This window comes from Mycobacterium sp. 5-140-3-2, from assembly GCF_035666375.1.
Lineage (GTDB): Bacteria > Actinomycetota > Actinomycetes > Mycobacteriales > Mycobacteriaceae > Mycobacterium > Mycobacterium intracellulare.
This window is the reverse complement of the sequence record NZ_CP142025.1, coordinates 891174-908219: the sequence shown is the minus strand read 5'-3', so window position 1 is coordinate 908219 and position 17046 is coordinate 891174. Positions and strand designations below refer to the sequence as shown.

Below are 17046 nucleotides of genomic sequence, written 5' to 3'. Positions count from 1 at the left end.
AAGCGGTGGTCGCAAGCGCGGCGCAAGCCGGGCGCTATCTCGTCACAGCGGATCCCACCTGGGCGCGCGCTTCTCCTGGTGAGCCTTGGCGGCCTCAACCGGGTTGTTGGTGAAACCGCTGAGGACCTGGGTGCGGTTCTCGATCTCGATGGCATGGCGGAGGCTGGGCGCGTCCAGCGCGGCATTGAGCCCAATCTTGGTCTGCCACACGCCATAAGCGTTGTTCTCGGCGATCGAGCGGGCTAGCCTCAGCGCGGCGGGCATCAGGTCGTCGGGCGCGACCACCTCATGCACCAGCTTGATGCGATAGGCCTCGGCCGCGTCGATGATGCGGCCGGTGAGCATGAGTTCGCGTGCCACGCCGGCGCCGACGATCTTCGGCAGCAGGTAGCTGGTGCCCATGTCCATCGACGAGAAGCCGGCCTTGATGAACACCGAACCGAACCGGGCCTGATCCGAGGCGACCCGGATGTCGCTGACCAACGTGAACGCCAGGCCGCCCCCGACGGCGACACCGTTGACCGCCGCGATCACCGGGATGTCCAGCTCGTAGATCCGGGTGTACAGGTTGGCCAGCCGGACCTGAGCGTCGTAGGTGACCTTGAACGCCGGGGTGGTCGGCTTGTTCTGCGTCCACGGCTGCCCGGTGCCGCTCAAATCCGCACCGGCGCAAAATCCCCGCCCGGCACCCGTCAGGATCGCCACCCTGAACTCGCCCGCGCTGAGCGCGTCCAACGCGTCGTCGACGCCGTCGATCAACGACCCATCGATCGCGTTGAGGCGTTCGGGCCGGTTCAGGGTGATGCAGGCGATGTTGTCCTCGAGGGTTTCCAGGTTCACTGAAGGCATACCGAGACCGTAGGCGACCGATCGGGCATACCGTGGTTGGGCCACACATCGAAGGAGCAGCCATGGCACGAAGCGAGGGCGACACCTGGGACCTGGCCAACAGCGTGGGCGCCACCGCCACCATGGTGGCCGCGGCCCGGGCGGCCGCCACCAGGCGGCCGCAACCGGTCATCACCGATGAATTCGCCGAGCCGCTGGTGCGCGCCGCCGGCCTGGACCTGTTCACCAAGCTGGCGACCGGCGAACTCGATTCCTCCGACATCGAAGAGGGGGTCGGGTTTTCGCGGTTCGTCGACACCTTCGCCGCCCGGGCGCTGTTTTACGACGACTATTTCGCCGCGGCCGGGCAGGCCGGCCTGCGCCAGGTCGTGATCGTGGCGTCGGGGCTGGATTCCCGCGCCTACCGGCTGCCGTGGCCCGCGGGGACCACGGTGTACGAGATCGATCAGCCGGAGGTGATCGCGTTCAAGACCGCCACGCTGGCCGAGATCGGCGCGGCCCCAACCGCCGAGCTGCGCACCGTGGGTGTCGATCTGCGCGAGGATTGGCCGGCGGCCCTGCAGGCGTCGGGCTTTGACCCGAGCAAGCCGACGGCGTGGCTGGCCGAGGGAGTGCTGATCGGATTCCTTCCGCCCGACGCCGAGGTGCGGCTGCTGGATGCCATCATTCCGCTGTCCAGCGAGGGCAGCCGGTTCGCCGCCGATTTCGGGGCCGTGGCCGGCACGTCGCCGGAGGCGCTGGAGAAATCCCGGCTCATGGCCGAGGGGTGGCGACGGCAGGGGCTCGACCTGGACATCACCGCGTTGACCTATCCGGGGGAGCACACCGACGTGGCCGCGCATCTGCGGGCCAACGGATGGGAGACCACCGAATTCCGGCTCTCCGACCTGTTTTCGGCGGCGGGCCTGCCGGACTTGGGGGAAGCCGAGCACCAGGCGCCCGCCGCCACGATCAGCTTCGTCCGCGCGGTGCGGACCTGAAGCGTCACACAGCCCGTTTGGCCAGCCACTCAGCCTGCATCACGAGCAGGCCCATGACCTCCAATTGCGGTGTCTGCGGGTCGAGTTCGCGGTAGCGCTGATAGACGTTGACGACGACGCGCTCGGCGTCCAGCCAGGACGCGTACTCACCGAGATCAATGGTGTCGGCGGCCTCCGCCCACGACAGCCCCTTGTGGTAGGCGGCCTCGGCCTGTTCGGCGACATGCATGAGATAGCCACGCACAGCACGGATCCCATCCGGATCGGTGACCGGGCCGTGGCCGGGTACCACCGTCGGCGCGTCCAGCGCGATCATCGCGTCACAGGCGGCGACCCAGTTGGCGATCGGGCCGGCCCACACGATGGGCGTGCAGCCGATGAACAACAGGTCGCCGCCGAACAACACCCCCGCGTCCGGTACATGCACCACCGAGTCGGCGGCGGTGTGCGCGGGACCCAGATTCAGCACATCGATGCGCCGCCCACCTACCTCGACGGCAAGGTTGCGCTCGAACGTCTGATCCGCATTGCGCAGCTTGATGTTGCTGAAGTCGAAGTGCCCGAAGCGTTCTCGTGTGTACGGCGTGGCGACCGGCCCGAGGTTGGCGGTCTGCGCCATGGCGAGCATCTCCGGGGCCATCCCATGTTCGATTTCCTCGGCGGTGCCGCGCGCGGCGATGATGCGCACCGAGGGATCGAGCAGTTGGTTGCCGTGTGTGTGGTCCCCGTTGGAGTGCGTGATCACCGCGTCGGTGATCGGCGCGGACGCGGTGAGCGGCCGCATCGCGGTGAGCATTTCGCGGGTCAACGCCAGGTCGAACAAGGTGTCCACCAGCAGCGACGCCCCGTCGCCGGCGATCAGCCCGGCGTTGCTCCATCCGTAGCCGCCGTCGGGCAGGGTCCAGGCCCACACCCGGCCGCCGACCTCGTGCAGCCCGCGGGTGTAGGGCACCCGCGCGCGGGCCGGGTTGACTCGCGGCGGGGCGGGAGCGGCGTCCGGATTCGGCCGCACCGCCAGCGGGTGCGGGGCACCGCTGGCCCGCACGGTTTGCCGGGTCTCTCCCAGCCCTTCGACCTGGAGCGTGACGATGTCGCCGTCGTGCAGCCAGCCCGGAAACGATTCCAGGGCCGCCGGATTGAGGTGCTCGACCAGCGTGCAGGTCGGCACGGTCCCGGAGCCGATGACGTCGCCGGGCGAGAGGGTGACGCCGCGCGAGGCATAGGAGATGACCTCGCCGAAGGTCCAGTCCATCTGGGCGGTCGACCCGGAACCGATGACGACGTCGTTGACCAGGGCGGTGACCCGCAGGTCCAATCTGCCCGGATAGGAGGGGTGGCGATACGGTTCGAGCTCGTCGGGGGTCACCAGGTACGGGCCCAACGTGACCCCGCTGTCTTTGCCCTTGCCTTGCCCGATCCCCAGTTGGCTCTCCATCTGCTGCAGATCGCGGGCGGACCAGTCGTTGAAGATGGTGTAGCCGATGATCGCCTGCTCCGCCTCTTCGACCGTGAGATCTTTGCCCCCGGTCCCGATCACGGCAGCGATCTCCAATTCGAAGTCCTGCCACGCGCTTCCGGGCGCCGTGGGGGCGTCGTCGTACGGACCCAAAACGGTTGCCGGGCAGGCGAAGTAGAAGGCCGGTATGCGGTACCAGGAGTCGCCGAGGGTGCGCCCGGCGCCCAGCGCGGCCTGGCAGTTGCGCATGTGGTCGAGGAAGCACAGGGAATCACGGATGGACGGCGGGCGTGGAATCGGCGCCAGCAATCGCACCTCCGCCAGCGGTGCCACCGCCGCCGGGGATCGCTGCGCATCCTGCCCCGCCTGCCGCAATCCCTCGGAACCGCGGGCGACGAGATCGAGCAGCGTCACGCCCGGTGGCATCGCATAGATCGTGTCGCCCGAGACCACGCCGACGTGTTCCGCGCCCGAAACATCTTGATAGGTAACCCATTTCACTCGCGCACCACCTCACTCGCCTCCTTGTCCGGTCGTAGTCCGCGCCAACTCGATTGGCGTAACCGGTCATCCGGGGTCCACTCGCTGTAGCGCACCTCCCCGACCAGCTCCGGCCGCACATACGTCACGCCGCGCGCTTCGCTCCTGGGAAGCGGTGGGTCAAAGGGGGATTCGTCGGTGTGCAGCGGTGCCAGCGTCTTCTTCAAGTTTGCCAGGTCGCGGTCGGTGAACCCGGTGCCGACGCGCCCGGCGAAGTGCAGTCCGCCCGCGGTTGGGATACCCATCAGCAGCGAGCCGATGCCGCTGCTGCGTCCGCCTTCCCCGGCTTTCCAACCGCCGATGACGACTTCCTGGGTGTTCCAGTGCTTGTCCTTGATCCACGACGACGAGCGGCGGCCCGGCTGATAGGTGGAGTCGCGCTTCTTGGCGATCACCCCCTCCCAACCGCGCTCCGCGGAGTGCTCCAGCGCCTCCCTGCCGTCGCCGGGCAGTAGGTCGGGGACGATGAGCCTGCTGCCGGCGGCCAACATTTCCAGCAGTTTTCGCCGATCCCGGTAGCGGGCCCGCAGCAACGAGCGGCCGTCGAGGTAGAGCAGGTCGAACGCCCAGAATTCGACCCGTGAGCCCCGTCCACGGTTTTGCATCTCGTGAAAGTTGGGCACCCCGGAGGAGTCCAGGACGACGGCCTCCCCGTCGAGCACCACGTGATGGTCGGCGAGATCGTCTGCCAGCCAACGCAGTTCGCGGTATTCCTGGGTGACTTCGCGACCGCGTCGCGACCGCACCCGAAAGGCACCGTGGTCGGCCTCGATCAGAAGCCGGTAACCGTCCCATTTGCCCTCGAACGCCCACTGACCTGCCTTCAGGGCCGTCACCGAACCGTGGGTGGCCAGCATGGGTGCGATGGTGTCGAACTCGAAGACCTTCTGGTCCTTCATCCGATGTGCCAACCACTGGTCGCCATTGGTTTGAATCAGCGCGTAGCGTCCGGAGATCTTGCTGCCGTGCAGGTTGACGATGACCTCGTCGTCAAGGAACTTTTCGGCGTCGTAGGTTCCGGAGTCCCAGATGATCACCTTGCCCGCGCCGTATTCGCCCTTGGGGATGACGCCTTCGAACCCGCCGTATTCCAGCGGATGGTCCTCGGTGTGGACCGCCAGGTGGTTCACCGACGTGGTTTCGGGCAGGTTTTTGGGCACCGCCCAGGACACCAGCACGCCGTCGCGCTCCAGCCGGAAGTCGTAGTGCAGGCGTCGCGCGTGGTGTTCCTGGATGACGAAGGTATTTCCTTGGCCGACAGCGGGTTTCGCCGCCGGAACCGGCTCGGGGGTTTTCGACGCGTCGCGCATGCTGCGGTACTTGGTCAACCGATCCGGCACCGGAGCGTCCTCGTCCAGCTCTGCAAGCAGGTCGCCGTCGCGCGCGACCCGGGACAGCACTTCGTCATACCGCAGCTGGCGCAGCGACGGGTCGTCGAGTTCGTCCCAGGTGCGCGGCGCCGCGACGGTGGGATGTTCGCGTCCGCGCAGGGAATACGGTGCGATGGTCGTCTTGGAGCCGTTGTTCTGGCTCCAGTCCAAAAAGATCTTCCCCGCCCGCAGGCTCTTGGTCATGGTCGACGTGACAAGCTTGGGCATCGTCTTTTCCAGCTGTTGCGCAACGCGTTTGGCTAACACCGTGGCGCCTTTGCTGCTCACCGGCTCGTCGAGCGGCGCATACAGATGCAGTCCCTTGCTGCCGCTGGTGAGCGGGAAGGTTCTCAGCCCGATCCCGGCGATCAGGTCGCGCACGGCGCGCGCCACCTTGGACATCTGCGCCATCGTCACGCCTTCGCCGGGGTCGAGGTCGAACACCAATCGCGTCGCCGGCCCGGGCTTGAGTTCTTCGGCCCGGCTGCGGGTCCACTCGGCGACGAACCGCCACTGCGGAACGTGAACCTCCAACGCCGCCTGTTGGGCGATCCAGGCCAGGCCGGTGGGGTCGTCGATGATCGGATAGGTCGTCGTTCCGGATCGATGGGTCACGCTGGCGCGCGGCAGCCAGTCGGGTGCCGACGCGGCGAGTTGCTTCTCGAAGAAGGATTCCTGTTCGACGCCGTTGGGCCAGCGTTTGCGCGTGGCCGGACGCCCGGCGATGTGCGGGATCATCACCTCGGCGATCCGCGTGTAGTAGTCGAAGATGTCGCTCTTGGTGGTTCCGGTGGCGGGATACAGCACTTTTTCGGCGTTGGTCAGCTTGACCCGTGGCCCCGCCGTCGGACTCATACTCTGAGTCTATGGGCGGCGCGCTGGTCATCGGTGAAGCGCTGATCGACAGGGTCGAACGGCGCGGCGCCGTCGAGCACGTCGGCGGCAGCCCCCTCAACGTCGCGGTCGGGCTGGCCCGGCTGGGTCGTCACGTCGACTTCTTGACCCATATCGCGGACGACGAATCCGGCCAGCGCATCGCCGCGGACCTGAAATCCTCTGGTGTGCAACTCGTTCCGGGAAGTGTCTCGGCCGAACGCACGCCGGCCGCGGTCGCGACGATCGCCGACGACGGCTCGGCCGCTTACACATTCGATCTGCAATGGCGGCTTTCCGGTACGCCCGAGGTGGCACCGCCGCTGCTGGTGCACACCGGGTCGATCGCCGCCGTGCGCGAACCGGGGTGCCTGGCGGTCGCCGCGCTGCTCGAGGCTTACCGCGTCTCGGCCACCGTGAGCTTCGATCCCAACGTGCGACCGTCGCTGATTCCCGACCGTGACGCCGCGCAGGCCCGCATCGCACACCTGGTCGAGCGCAGCGACATCGTCAAGGTCAGTGACGAGGACTTGAAGTGGATCGATCCCGACCGCGAGCCGCAGCGCACGGCCCGGGGGTGGCTGGCGTCGGGACCCGCGATCGTCGTCCTGACGCTGGGCGCCCGGGGCGCCGTGGCGTTCTGCGCGGCCGGCGATGTCCGGGTGGCGGCCAGGCCGGTCCGGGTGGTCGACACCGTCGGTGCCGGCGACGCCTTCATGGCCGGTTTGCTCGATGCGCTGTGGGAATTGGGTCTGTTGGGCGCCGACCGCCGCGCCGCCCTGAGCCGGGTCGGGCTCGACGCGCTCACGGCGGCACTACAAGCCGCCAGCCTGGCGTCGGCGGTGACGGTCTCGCGGTCCGGCGCCGACCTCCCCGATCGCGCCGCGCTGCGGGCCCAAGCAAACCGTCGCCGCTAGTGTCTTCGAGCGCGGCCCTTTCGCTCGCGGATGTAACGCCACGGCGAAAATTCGAGGACAATCTCGCCGTGGCGTTACGGGCGCGGGCTTTTGAACAGCGGCGCGGCGGCGGGGGTGCTGTTAGGCAGCGAACAGTGTGGGCATACTGACTTACATGCGCTCCATCTGGAAGGGTTCCATCGCGTTCGGGCTGGTGAACGTCCCGGTCAAGGTGTACAGCGCCACCCAGGACCACGACATCAAGTTCCACCAGGTGCACGCCAAGGACAACGGCCGCATCCGATACCAGCGCGTGTGCGAGGTGGACGGCGAAGTCGTCGAATACCGTGACATCGCCCGGGCCTACGAATCCGATGACGGCCAGATGGTCATCATCACCGACGACGACATCGCCACGCTGCCCGAGGAACGCAGCCGCGAGATCGAAGTGCTGGAGTTCGTGCCGGCCAGCGATGTGGATCCGATGCTGTTCGACCGCAGCTATTTTTTGGAGCCCGACTCCAAATCGTCGAAATCCTATGTGCTGCTGGCCAAGACGCTTGCGGAGACGGACCGGATGGCGATCGTGCACTTCACGCTGCGCAACAAGACCCGGCTGGCGGCGTTGCGGGTCAAGGACTTCGGCAAGCGCGACGTGATGGTCATCCATACGTTGTTGTGGCCCGACGAGATTCGTGATCCGGACTTCCCGATCCTCGACAAGAAGGTTGAGGTCAAACCCGCCGAGCTCAAAATGGCGGGGCAGGTGGTTGATTCGATGGCCGAGGAGTTCAACCCCGACCGCTACCACGACGACTACCAGGAGCAGCTGCACGAGCTGGTCCAAGCCAAACTCGAAGGCGGAGAGGCGTTTACCACCGAGGAGCAGCCCAAGGAGCTGGATGAGACCGAAGACGTCTCCGATCTGCTGGCCAAGCTGGAGGCCAGCGTGAAGGCGCGCTCCGGTGGAGGCAACGGCAAGGCAGCGGAGAAAAAGGCGCTCGCGAAAAAGAGCGCAGCGAAGAAGACCGCCGCCAAGAAGGCACCCGCGAAAAAGACCGCCGCCAAGAAGACTCCGGCCAAGAAAGCGGCCTCGAAGTCCTGACCCGACGCGCCTCGGTCAGCGTTTGCGGGTCGCCAGAAATCGGGTGGCCGCGGCGACGACGTTGATCACGGCGACCATGATGATGAGCGTCAGCGCCGCACCCCAGATCCGCAGGAATCCGGCGTGTTCGGGGTTGGTGAGCTCGGTGTAGATCAGCAGCGGCAGCGAGGCCATGTTGCCGTGGAAGATGTCGAAGTTGATCGACCTGCTGTAGCCGACCAGCACCAGCACCGGCGCGGTTTCGCCGATCACCCGCGCGATGGACAACAAGATGCCCGAGACGATGCCGGGCATCGCGATCGGAAAGACGATCGAAACGATGGTCTTCCATTTCGGCACACCCAGCGCGTAGCTGGCCTCGCGCAGGTCGTCGGGCACCAGCCGCAGCATTTCCTCGGCGGAGCGCACCACCACCGGCAGCATCAGCAAGACCAGCGCGAGCGACACCGCAAAAGAGCTCTGCTGGAAGCCCAGGGTGGCGATCCAGAGGCTGAAGATGAACAGGGCCGCGACGATCGAGGGGACCCCGGCCAGCACGTCGACCATGAAGGTGGTCAGCCGCACCAGGCGGCCAGAACCGTATTCGACGAGGAAGACCGCGGTCATCAGGCCCAGCGGCACGGCCAGCACGGCGGCCACCCCGGCCTGCACCAGCGTCCCGTACAGCGCGTGATAGACGCCGCCGAGGAACTGTTCGGGCAGCACGCCGCGCAGCGAGTGGGTCCACCACCCCGACCGGGTCACGGCGTACCAGCCCCGTGCGACCACGATCGACAGCACCCAGAACAGCGGCACCAGCGCGATGAGGAACGAGGTGAGAAAGAAGATCGTCGCGGCGCCGTTGGTGATCCGCCGCCGGAAGCTGAGCGGCCTGAACACCTCGGCCTTGACCGGCCGGTCGAGCGCGTCAACCGTCATGAGCGCCGCTTCTCCTCATCGCTTCGCTCTGCATCGTCGCGGCGCGCGTCATCCGTTGACCTTGCCGCCGGCGATCGCGCGGGCCAGCGCGTTGACGATAAACGTCAGCACGAACAGGGCGAATCCCGCCGAAATGTACGCCCCGGTGGGCAGCGGTGCGCTGAACTCCGCGGCCGCCGACGCGATCTTGGAGGCAAACGTGTAGCCACCGTCGAACAGCGACCAATTCCCCGGGCGGGCGGCCGAACGCAGAATGATCAGCACAGCCACGGTCTCGCCCAGCGCGCGTCCCAACCCCAGCATCGAGGCGGCGATGACGCCGCTGCGGCCGAACGGCAGCACGGTCATCCGCACCACCTCCCACTTGGTGGCGCCCAGCGCCTGCGCCGCTTCCATCTGGATGTGGGGGGTCTGCCGAAACACCTCGCGCGAGACCGACGTGACGATCGGCAGGATCATCACCGAGAGCACGACGCCGGCGGTGAAGATGGTGCCGCCGCCGGCCAACGACACGTTGCCCTGTTTGAACAGGAAAAACCATCCGAGGTGCCGATTGAGAAACGCCGCGACCGGCTCGAGCCGGGGGGCCAGGACGAAGATTCCCCAGAGCCCGAAGATGATCGACGGCACCGCGGCCAGCAGGTCCACCACCGCGCCGAACGGGCGCCCCAGCCGCTTCGGCGCGTATTGGGTGAGGAACACGGCGATACCGACCGCGATGGGCACGGACAGCACCAGCGCGGTGAGCGAACTGAGCACCGTGACCATGAGCAGGTCACGGATGCCGAAGGCCAGGTTGTGGGGGTTGCTGGTGCTGAACTCGGCGCTGGTGAAGAAGTTTGCGTGATTGACGCGCAACGACGGCAGGGCGCGCAGCAACAGGAACACCGCGATCAACAGGATGGCGACCACGATCGTGGAACCAGCGGCCGCGGCGACCAGCTTGAAGATCCGGTCGCCCCGCCGCGACACGCGTGCATTCAGCGCCGTTGATGCCGGTTTTTCCGCGGTCGACGGGCTGGTTGCTGTTCCTCGTGTCACGACCACCTCAGGTTATGTGATGGCGTTGATCGAAGAAGACAGCCTCGCCTTGAACGCGTCGGGGATCGGAATGTAGCCATTGTCGGCCAGGCCATTTTGCCCGGCGCCGATGGTGCTTTGCAGGAATCCCTTCACCGCCGCACCGACCCCGGAGTCGGGGTACTTCGAGCACACGATCTCGTAGGTCGCCAGCACGATCGGGTAGGAACCGGCCTGCTTGGGTTTGTAGAACGACAGCGTGTCGAGCACCAGGTCGTTGCCCTGGCCGGAGATTTTGGCCCCAGCAATCGTCTTGCCCACCGATTCGGCGCTGATCGACACCGCGTCCGGGCCGGCCGAGGTGATGATCTTGGCCATGTTCAGTTTCTGTGCCTGGGCAAACGACCATTCGTTATAGGTGATGGATCCTTCGGTGGCCTTGATCGCCGCCGACGTGCCGTCGTTGCCCTTGGCTCCCTCACCGACGCCGCCCTTGAAGGTCTTTCCGGCGCCCTTGCCCCATGCTCCGTCCGCGGCGGCGTCGAGATATTTCTGGAAATTGTCGGTGGTGCCGGACTCGTCGTTGCGGAAGACGACGTGAATCGGCACGTCGGGCAATGTGGCACCGGGGTTGAGGGCCTGAATCGCGGGGTCGTTCCACGTTGTGATCGAGCCGTTGAAGATTTTGGCGGCCGTGGGGCCGTCGAGGCTGAGCGAGTTCAGGCCCGTCACGTTGTAGGTGATGGCGATCGGGCCGAAAACGACCGGCAGATTCCAGGCCGGCGAACCGCACCGCTGCTGCGCGGCGGCGTATTCGTTGGCCGCCAGCGGCGAGTCAGAACCACCGAAATCCGTTTGGTTGCCGTTAAATTCGCTGATTCCCGCACCGGATCCGTTGGCCGTGTAGTTCAGCGTCTGGCCGGGGCAGGCCTGCTCGAACGCGTTGACAAAGCGGGTCATCGCGTTGGCCTGGGCCGTCGACCCGCTGGCCTTGAGGGCCTTCTTCCCGCCACAATTCACCTTGCCCGACGACGAGCCGGTCGGCGCACTGGCGCCGGACCCGTTGTTGTCGCTGCCGCACCCCGACAACGCCAGCGCAGTAACGCTCAAGGCACTCAGCACGGCGCCAAATCGGTTGAGTTTCAATTCGCTTCCTCACGGTAGGGATGAAACATGGTCGCGGCCGGTCAGTTAACCGTAGCGCGCCGACCAGCCGGTATCGCGGCCACGAACGTAACAGTAACAATTGAACGTTGAGCAAACTTTTCGGCGATCACCGCTGAACGCGTCGGCGGGGGGTCGCGACGTCGGCCGCAGCACACCGCGACGTCGCCTGGCCGGTGTTCGTCAGCAAAGGCCCCACCCGGCCCTCCGAGGGGCCGCCGACTGGTTGCTGACATCACGCGATGGCGTTGATCGCATCCGACAGCCGGGACTTGAACGACTCCGGCACCGGGATATACCCGTTGTCCACCAAGCCATTCTGGCCGGCACCGATGGTGCTTTGCAGGAACGCCTTTACGGCCGCGCCGACCTGCGGGTCGGGATACTTCGAACACACAATCTCGTAGGTCGCCAACACGATCGGGTAGGAACCGGGCCGGGTCGGCTTGTAGAACGAGAAGGTGTCCACCACCAAGTCGTTGCCCTGCCCGGTGAGGGTGGCACCGGAGATCGTTTTCCCGACCGATCCGGCGCTGATGCCCACCGCCTCGGGCCCGGCCGAGGTGACGATCCTGGCCATCGTCAGCTTCTGCGCCAGACCGAACGACCATTCGTTGTAGGTGACCGATCCTTCGGTCGCCCGGACGGCCGCCGACGTACCGCCGTTGCCGTCGGCGCCCTGCCCGACCCCACCGTGGAACGTCTTGCCGATGCCCTTGTCCCACACGCCGTCGGACGCGGAGTCCAGGTATTTCTGGAAATTGTCGGTGGTGCCGGACTCGTCGCCGCGGAACACGACACGGATGGGCTCGGCGGGCAGCGCGGTACCCGGGTTCAGCGCTGCGATCGCCGGGTCGTCCCAGGCAGTGATGGCGCCCTTGAAGATTTTGGCGGCGGTGGGCCCGTCGAGGATCAGCGAGCTGACGCCCCTGACGTTGTAGGTGATCGCGATCGGGCCGAAGACCACGGGCAGATTCCACGCCGGCGAACCGCATCGGGTCCGCGCCGCGAAGTATTCGATCGGGGCCAACGGTGAATCCGAACCCGCGAAATCGATTTGGTTTCCGGTGAATTGGCCGATTCCCGCGCCGGAGCCATTGGGTGTGTAATTCAGCGTCTGACCGGGGCAAGCGTGCTCGAAGGCGCCGGAGAATCGGGTCATCGCGTTGGCCTGGGCGCTCGAGCCCGCCGCCGTCAGGGCCTGCTTGCCGCCGCAATTGACCACGCCCGACACGCCCGCCCCGCTTCCCCGGGCCGTGCTGTCGTGGAATCCGCATCCCGACAACACCAGCGCAGCGGCTGTCAGGACGCCCAGCACAGCACCAAAACGGTTGCGTCCCAAGTCTCTTCCTCACAGTAAGGACCACAAAGATCGGCGTCACCGAGCTAACCGCACCAAGGTGAACGACGGGCAAATGGTCTGGCAACGCGCGCAACGTCACCGACACCGGGCCGCCGCCCCGACGGCCGCATCGGAAGCCCCCCGGATAGAAAAATAGAACTTGTTCTAGAAATGCCTTATCCGCGCCGCCGCGGCTTGCTACCGTGTCGCCTGACACCGAAACGAAGAGAGGCCGCCATGATCCTTGACAGGTTCCGTCTCGACGACAAAGTCGCCGTCATCACCGGTGCAGGCCGTGGCCTCGGGGCGGCCATCGCGCTGGCGTTCGCCGAGGCAGGCGCCGACGTCCTCATCGCCTCGCGAACTGAATCCCAACTAGAGGCCGTCGCCGAACAGGTCCGCGCCGCCGGGCGCCGCGCCCACGTCGTGGCCGCCGACCTGGCGCATCCGGAATCCACCGCCGAGCTGGCCGGCCAGGCCGTCGAGGCATTCGGGAAACTAGACATCGTCGTCAACAACGTCGGGGGATCCATGCCCAACACGTTGTTGACGACCTCGACGAAGGATCTCAAAGACGCCTTCACCTTCAACGTCGGCACCGCCCACGCGCTCACACTGGCTGCGGTGCCGTTGATGCTCGAGCACTCCGGCGGCGGCAGCATCATCAACATCACCTCGACCATGGGCCGGCTGGCCGGACGTGGCTTCGCGGCCTACGGCACCGCCAAGGCCGCGCTGTCCCATTACACCCGGCTGACCGCCCTGGACCTGTGCCCACGGATTCGGGTCAACGCGATCGCGCCGGGATCGATCCTCACCTCCGCGCTGGACGTGGTTGCCTCCAACGACGAGCTGCGGTCGCCGATGGAGAAGGCCACCCCGATGCGCCGGCTGGGCGATCCGGTCGACATTGCCGCTGCGGCAGTCTATTTGGCGTCTCCCGCCGGCAACTTCCTGACCGGCAAGACCCTCGAGGTCGACGGCGGCCTCACCTTCCCCAATCTCGACATCCCCGTCCCGGACCTGTGACCCACGACCGCTAAGGAGCACGTCATGCCCATCCCCGTCGTCCAACTGGGCACCGGCAACGTCGGTATCCACGCGCTGCGCGCGCTCATCACCAATCCGGAGTTCGACCTGAAAGGCGTGTGGGTGTCGTCCGACGCCAAGGCGGGCAAGGACGCCGCCGAGCTCGCCGGGCTTGCGGAGGCGACGGGGGTGCTCGCCAGCACCGACCTGGACGCCGTGCTCGCCACCGGGCCGCAGTGCGCGGTGTACAACGCGCTGGCCGACAACCGGTTGCCCGAGGCGCTCGAGGATTACCGGCGCGTGCTGGCGGCCGGGATCAATATCGTCGGCAGCGGCCCCGTCTTCTTGCAGTATCCGTGGCAGGTGATCCCCGAGGAGCTGATCAAGCCGCTGGAAGACGCAGCGCGCGAAGGCAATTCAAGCCTCTACGTCAACGGCATCGACCCGGGCTTCGCCAACGACCTGCTGCCCCTGGCGCTGGCCGGCACCTGCCAGAGCATCCAGCAGATCCGGTGCATGGAGATCGTCGACTACGCCACCTATGACAGTGCGGCGGTCATGTTCGACGTCATGGGATTCGGCAAGCCACTCGACGAAATTCCCATGTTGCTGCAGCCCGGTGTGCTCAGCCTGGCGTGGGGCTCGGTGATCCGGCAAATGGCGGCGGGCCTTGGCATTTCGCTCGACGAGGTCACCCAGTCGCACGTGCGCGTACCCGCCCCGGAGGACTTCGACATCGCCTCGGGCCATATCGCCAAGGGCACCGCCGCGGCGCTGCGCTTCGAGGTGTTCGGCATGGTCAACGGCGATCCCGTCGTCGTCCTCGAACACGTCACCCGGCTGCGCGAGGACCTGTGCCCGGACTGGCCGCAACCCGCACAGGAGGGTGGCTCCTACCGCATCGAGGTCACCGGCGAGCCGTCGTACGCCATGGACATCTGCCTGAGCAGCCGCAAGGGCGATCACAACCACGCCGGGCTGGTGGCCACCGCGATGCGAGTCGTCAACGCGATTCCCGCGGTGGTGGCCGCCGATCCGGGAATCGTCACCACGCTCGACTTGCCGCTGATCACCGGCAAGGGGCTCTACCGTCCGGCCTGAGCCTGGACGGCACGAAACACCGCGGCCGCTGGGCAGCCCGACGGGATGTTCGACTAACCTCACTTTCTTATTCGGTGAAGTGAATCGAGGTCACGTTGGCGCAGCGCACCCAGGGCTCGCTCAAGGGCAACTGGTATCTGCTCGGGCCCGCGTTCGTCGCCGCGATCGCCTACGTCGACCCCGGAAACGTCGCGGCCAACGTCAGCGCCGGCTCACAGTACGGCTACCTGCTGTTGTGGGTGATCGTCGCGGCCAACGTCCTCGCGGGCCTGGTGCAGTACCTGTCGGCCAAGCTCGGGCTGGTCACCGGGCGATCGTTGCCGGCCGCTCTGGGCAAGCGGATGAGCAGCCCACTGCGGCTGGTGTATTGGGCGCAGGCCGAACTCGTGGCGATCGCCACCGACGCCGCCGAAGTCGTCGGCGGGGCCATCGCCCTACACATCCTGTTCGGCTTGCCGCTGATGGTCGGCGGGCTCATCACCGGCGTGGTGGCCTTGCTGTTGCTGGGCATTCAGGATCGGCGCGGACAGATCATCTTCGAGCGGGTCATCACCGGCTTGCTGCTGGTCATCGCGATCGGGTTCGCGGCGAGCTTCTTCGTCAAGACCGCGCCGCCCCACGACGTGCTGGGCGGCCTGGTGCCGAGGTTCCGCGGCACCGAGAGTGTGCTGCTGGCCGCCGCGATCCTGGGGGCCACCGTGATGCCGCATGCGGTGTACATGCATTCGGGTCTGGTGCTAGACCGGCACGGGCATCCCGACCATGGGTCGCATCGCCGCCTGCTGCTGCGGATCACCCGCTGGGACGTCGTCCTGGCGATGGCGGTGGCCGGCACGGTGAACGCCGCCATGCTGCTGGTCGCCGCGATCAACCTGCAGGACCGCAACGTGAGCGCCTCCATCGAGGGCGCCTATTCCGCCATCCACAACACGCTGGGGGCGACCATCGCGGTGCTGTTCGCGATCGGTCTCCTCGCGTCCGGGCTGGCGTCCTCGTCGGTGGGCGCCTACGCCGGCGCCATGATCATGCAGGGGCTGCTGCACCGGTCGATCCCGATGGTGGCGCGCCGCCTGATCACCCTGTGCCCCGCCCTGGTGATCCTGGCGGTCGGGTTCGACCCCACCCGCGCGTTGGTGCTGTCCCAGGTGGTGCTGTCGTTCGGCATTCCGTTTGCGGTGCTGCCTCTGATCAAGCTGACGAGCAACCGCGAGCTGATGGGCGACGACGCCAACCACCGCATCACGACGATTCTTGGCTGGGGCGTCGGCATATTGATTAGTCTGCTTAACATGGTGCTCGTCTGGCTGACGGTGACCGGCTGAATGCCGGCCCTGCGTCATCTGTACTTCGCATACGGCTCGAACCTATGCGTACGGCAGATGGCGCGCCGCTGTCCCGACGCCGCCGATCCGCGCCCCGCGGTCCTCGCCGACCACGACTGGCTGATCAACCAGCGAGGCGTGGCCACCGTCGAGCCGTTGGCCGGAAACCAGGTGCATGGGGTGCTCTGGCAGATCTCCGACGGCGACCTGGCGACCTTGGACAGCGCCGAGGGTGTGCCGGTGCGCTACCGGCGCGACCGGCTGACCGTGCACACCGACGACGGGCCGTCACCGGCCTGGGTCTACATCGACCACCGGGTGACGCCGGGCCCTCCCCGCCCGGGCTACCTGCCCACCATCATCGACGGTGCCGCGCAGCACGGGCTGCCCCCACGCTGGCTCGAGTTCTTGCGCCGCTGGGATCCGGCCGGCTGGCCGCGCCCGAAATCGTCGGCGGCGTGCGGGCCTGGGCCGCAGTCGTTTTCGGCGTTGCTGAGCGAGCCCGGGGTGGCCGAGAGCTGCCAATTGCGTTCGCGTTTCGGATTTTTGGCGATCCACGGCGGCGGACTGGAAGAGATGACCGACGTGATCGCCGAGCGCGCCGCCGAGGCCGCCGGTGCGTCCGTCTATGTGGTGCGTCATCCCGACCACTACCCGCATCACCTGCCGTCGGCCCTGTTCGATCCGGCCGAGTCGCCACGGCTCGCCGCTTTCCTCGACCATGTCGACGTCGCGGTGTCGCTGCACGGCTATGGCCGCGACGGGCGCAGCACACAGCTGCTGGCCGGTGGTCGCAACCGGGAGCTGGCTGCCCATTTGGCCCGCCACATCCGGCTGACCGGCTATCAGGTCATCACCGACCTCGACGACGTGCCACCGGAATTGCGCGGGCTGCACCCGCGGAACCCGGTGAACCGGGTGCGTCAGGGCGGAACCCAGCTGGAGCTCTCGGCGCGGGTCCGCGGGATCAGCCCGCGCAGCCCGCTGCCCGGCGATGACGGTTTGTCGTCGGTCACCAGCGTGCTGATCCAAGGGCTGGCCGAGGCCGCTCGTCGTTGGTCTATGTCGTCGGATCGCTAAA

At 66.9% G+C, this 17046-nt stretch carries 14 protein-coding genes; 7 read left to right on the top strand and 7 right to left on the bottom strand.

The window, feature by feature from the left end:
- Positions 1-42: 42 nt before the first annotated feature.
- On the bottom strand, positions 43-849 hold the full coding sequence (locus P6281_RS04620; RefSeq protein ID WP_036396658.1) for an enoyl-CoA hydratase/isomerase family protein: 807 nt from the start codon (positions 847-849) through the stop codon (positions 43-45).
- A gap of 62 nt (positions 850-911) precedes the next feature.
- Between P6281_RS04620 and P6281_RS04615 the strand changes: the two genes are divergently transcribed.
- Positions 912-1829 (top strand): class I SAM-dependent methyltransferase, encoded by a 918-nt coding sequence (locus P6281_RS04615; RefSeq protein ID WP_014381878.1) that lies wholly within the window; start codon positions 912-914, stop codon positions 1827-1829.
- A 4-nt stretch (positions 1830-1833) separates the two neighbouring features.
- On the opposite strand, the gene P6281_RS04610 is transcribed toward P6281_RS04615, so the two are convergent.
- Together P6281_RS04610 and P6281_RS04605 are read right to left on the bottom strand one after the other, a co-directional pair.
- A complete protein-coding gene (locus P6281_RS04610) occupies positions 1834-3786 on the bottom strand; it encodes a fumarylacetoacetate hydrolase family protein (protein ID WP_008253979.1) in 1953 nt (650 codons plus the stop codon).
- Entirely contained in the window at positions 3783-6050 is a 2268-nt protein-coding gene (locus tag P6281_RS04605; RefSeq protein ID WP_008253977.1) for an ATP-dependent DNA ligase, read from the bottom strand. The genes P6281_RS04610 and P6281_RS04605 overlap by 4 nt, the downstream gene beginning before the upstream one ends.
- 11 nt (positions 6051-6061) lie before the next feature.
- On the opposite strand from P6281_RS04605, the gene P6281_RS04600 reads away from it, so the two are divergent.
- Both P6281_RS04600 and ku read left to right on the top strand, forming a co-directional pair.
- On the top strand, positions 6062-6985 hold the full coding sequence (locus P6281_RS04600; RefSeq protein ID WP_014383905.1) for a carbohydrate kinase family protein: 924 nt from the start codon (positions 6062-6064) through the stop codon (positions 6983-6985).
- Positions 6986-7139: 154 nt separating this feature from the next.
- Positions 7140-8069, top strand: a complete 930-nt coding sequence (ku, locus tag P6281_RS04595; RefSeq protein WP_008253954.1) for a non-homologous end joining protein Ku — start codon at positions 7140-7142, stop codon at positions 8067-8069.
- Positions 8070-8084: 15 nt separating this feature from the next.
- Here the strand turns inward: ku and pstA are convergent, their stop codons facing one another.
- From pstA to pstS (P6281_RS04575), 4 genes are all read right to left on the bottom strand, one after another.
- Positions 8085-8987, bottom strand: a complete 903-nt coding sequence (gene pstA, locus P6281_RS04590) for a phosphate ABC transporter permease PstA (protein ID WP_008253952.1) — start codon at positions 8985-8987, stop codon at positions 8085-8087.
- Positions 8988-9035: 48 nt separating this feature from the next.
- Complete coding sequence (gene pstC, locus P6281_RS04585) at positions 9036-10034, bottom strand: phosphate ABC transporter permease subunit PstC (protein WP_014379265.1); 999 nt, start codon at positions 10032-10034, stop codon at positions 9036-9038.
- A gap of 6 nt (positions 10035-10040) precedes the next feature.
- Positions 10041-11153 carry a phosphate ABC transporter substrate-binding protein PstS gene (gene pstS / locus P6281_RS04580; protein ID WP_014941334.1) on the bottom strand — a complete coding sequence of 371 codons (1113 nt, stop codon included), beginning with the start codon at positions 11151-11153 and terminating at the stop codon, positions 10041-10043.
- A gap of 253 nt (positions 11154-11406) precedes the next feature.
- Complete coding sequence (gene pstS / locus P6281_RS04575) at positions 11407-12513, bottom strand: phosphate ABC transporter substrate-binding protein PstS (RefSeq protein ID WP_085976428.1); 1107 nt, start codon at positions 12511-12513, stop codon at positions 11407-11409.
- A 237-nt stretch (positions 12514-12750) separates the two neighbouring features.
- Here pstS (P6281_RS04575) and P6281_RS04570 point away from each other — a divergent pair, with 237 nt between their 5' ends.
- From P6281_RS04570 to P6281_RS04555, 4 genes are all read left to right on the top strand, one after another.
- Positions 12751-13542, top strand: a complete 792-nt coding sequence (locus tag P6281_RS04570; RefSeq protein ID WP_014383903.1) for an SDR family oxidoreductase — start codon at positions 12751-12753, stop codon at positions 13540-13542.
- 24 nt (positions 13543-13566) lie between these two features.
- Complete coding sequence (locus tag P6281_RS04565) at positions 13567-14643, top strand: NAD(P)H-dependent amine dehydrogenase family protein (protein ID WP_014383902.1); 1077 nt, start codon at positions 13567-13569, stop codon at positions 14641-14643.
- Positions 14644-14738: 95 nt separating this feature from the next.
- Positions 14739-15965 carry an Nramp family divalent metal transporter gene (locus P6281_RS04560; protein WP_008253939.1) on the top strand — a complete coding sequence of 409 codons (1227 nt, stop codon included), beginning with the start codon at positions 14739-14741 and terminating at the stop codon, positions 15963-15965.
- On the top strand, positions 15966-17045 hold the full coding sequence (locus P6281_RS04555; protein WP_008253936.1) for a poly-gamma-glutamate hydrolase family protein: 1080 nt from the start codon (positions 15966-15968) through the stop codon (positions 17043-17045).
- Position 17046: the final 1 nt, after the last annotated feature.

Coding starts and splice junctions, on each gene's coding strand:
- P6281_RS04620 (WP_036396658.1), bottom strand. CDS start 849: ATGCCTTCAGTGAACCTGGAAACCCTCGAGGACAACATCGCCTGCATC.
- P6281_RS04615 (WP_014381878.1), top strand. CDS start 912: ATGGCACGAAGCGAGGGCGACACCTGGGACCTGGCCAACAGCGTGGGC.
- P6281_RS04605 (WP_008253977.1), bottom strand. CDS start 6,050: ATGAGTCCGACGGCGGGGCCACGGGTCAAGCTGACCAACGCCGAAAAA.
- P6281_RS04600 (WP_014383905.1), top strand. CDS start 6,062: ATGGGCGGCGCGCTGGTCATCGGTGAAGCGCTGATCGACAGGGTCGAA.
- ku (WP_008253954.1), top strand. CDS start 7,140: ATGCGCTCCATCTGGAAGGGTTCCATCGCGTTCGGGCTGGTGAACGTC.
- pstA (WP_008253952.1), bottom strand. CDS start 8,987: ATGACGGTTGACGCGCTCGACCGGCCGGTCAAGGCCGAGGTGTTCAGG.
- P6281_RS04570 (WP_014383903.1), top strand. CDS start 12,751: ATGATCCTTGACAGGTTCCGTCTCGACGACAAAGTCGCCGTCATCACC.
- P6281_RS04565 (WP_014383902.1), top strand. CDS start 13,567: ATGCCCATCCCCGTCGTCCAACTGGGCACCGGCAACGTCGGTATCCAC.
- P6281_RS04555 (WP_008253936.1), top strand. CDS start 15,966: ATGCCGGCCCTGCGTCATCTGTACTTCGCATACGGCTCGAACCTATGC.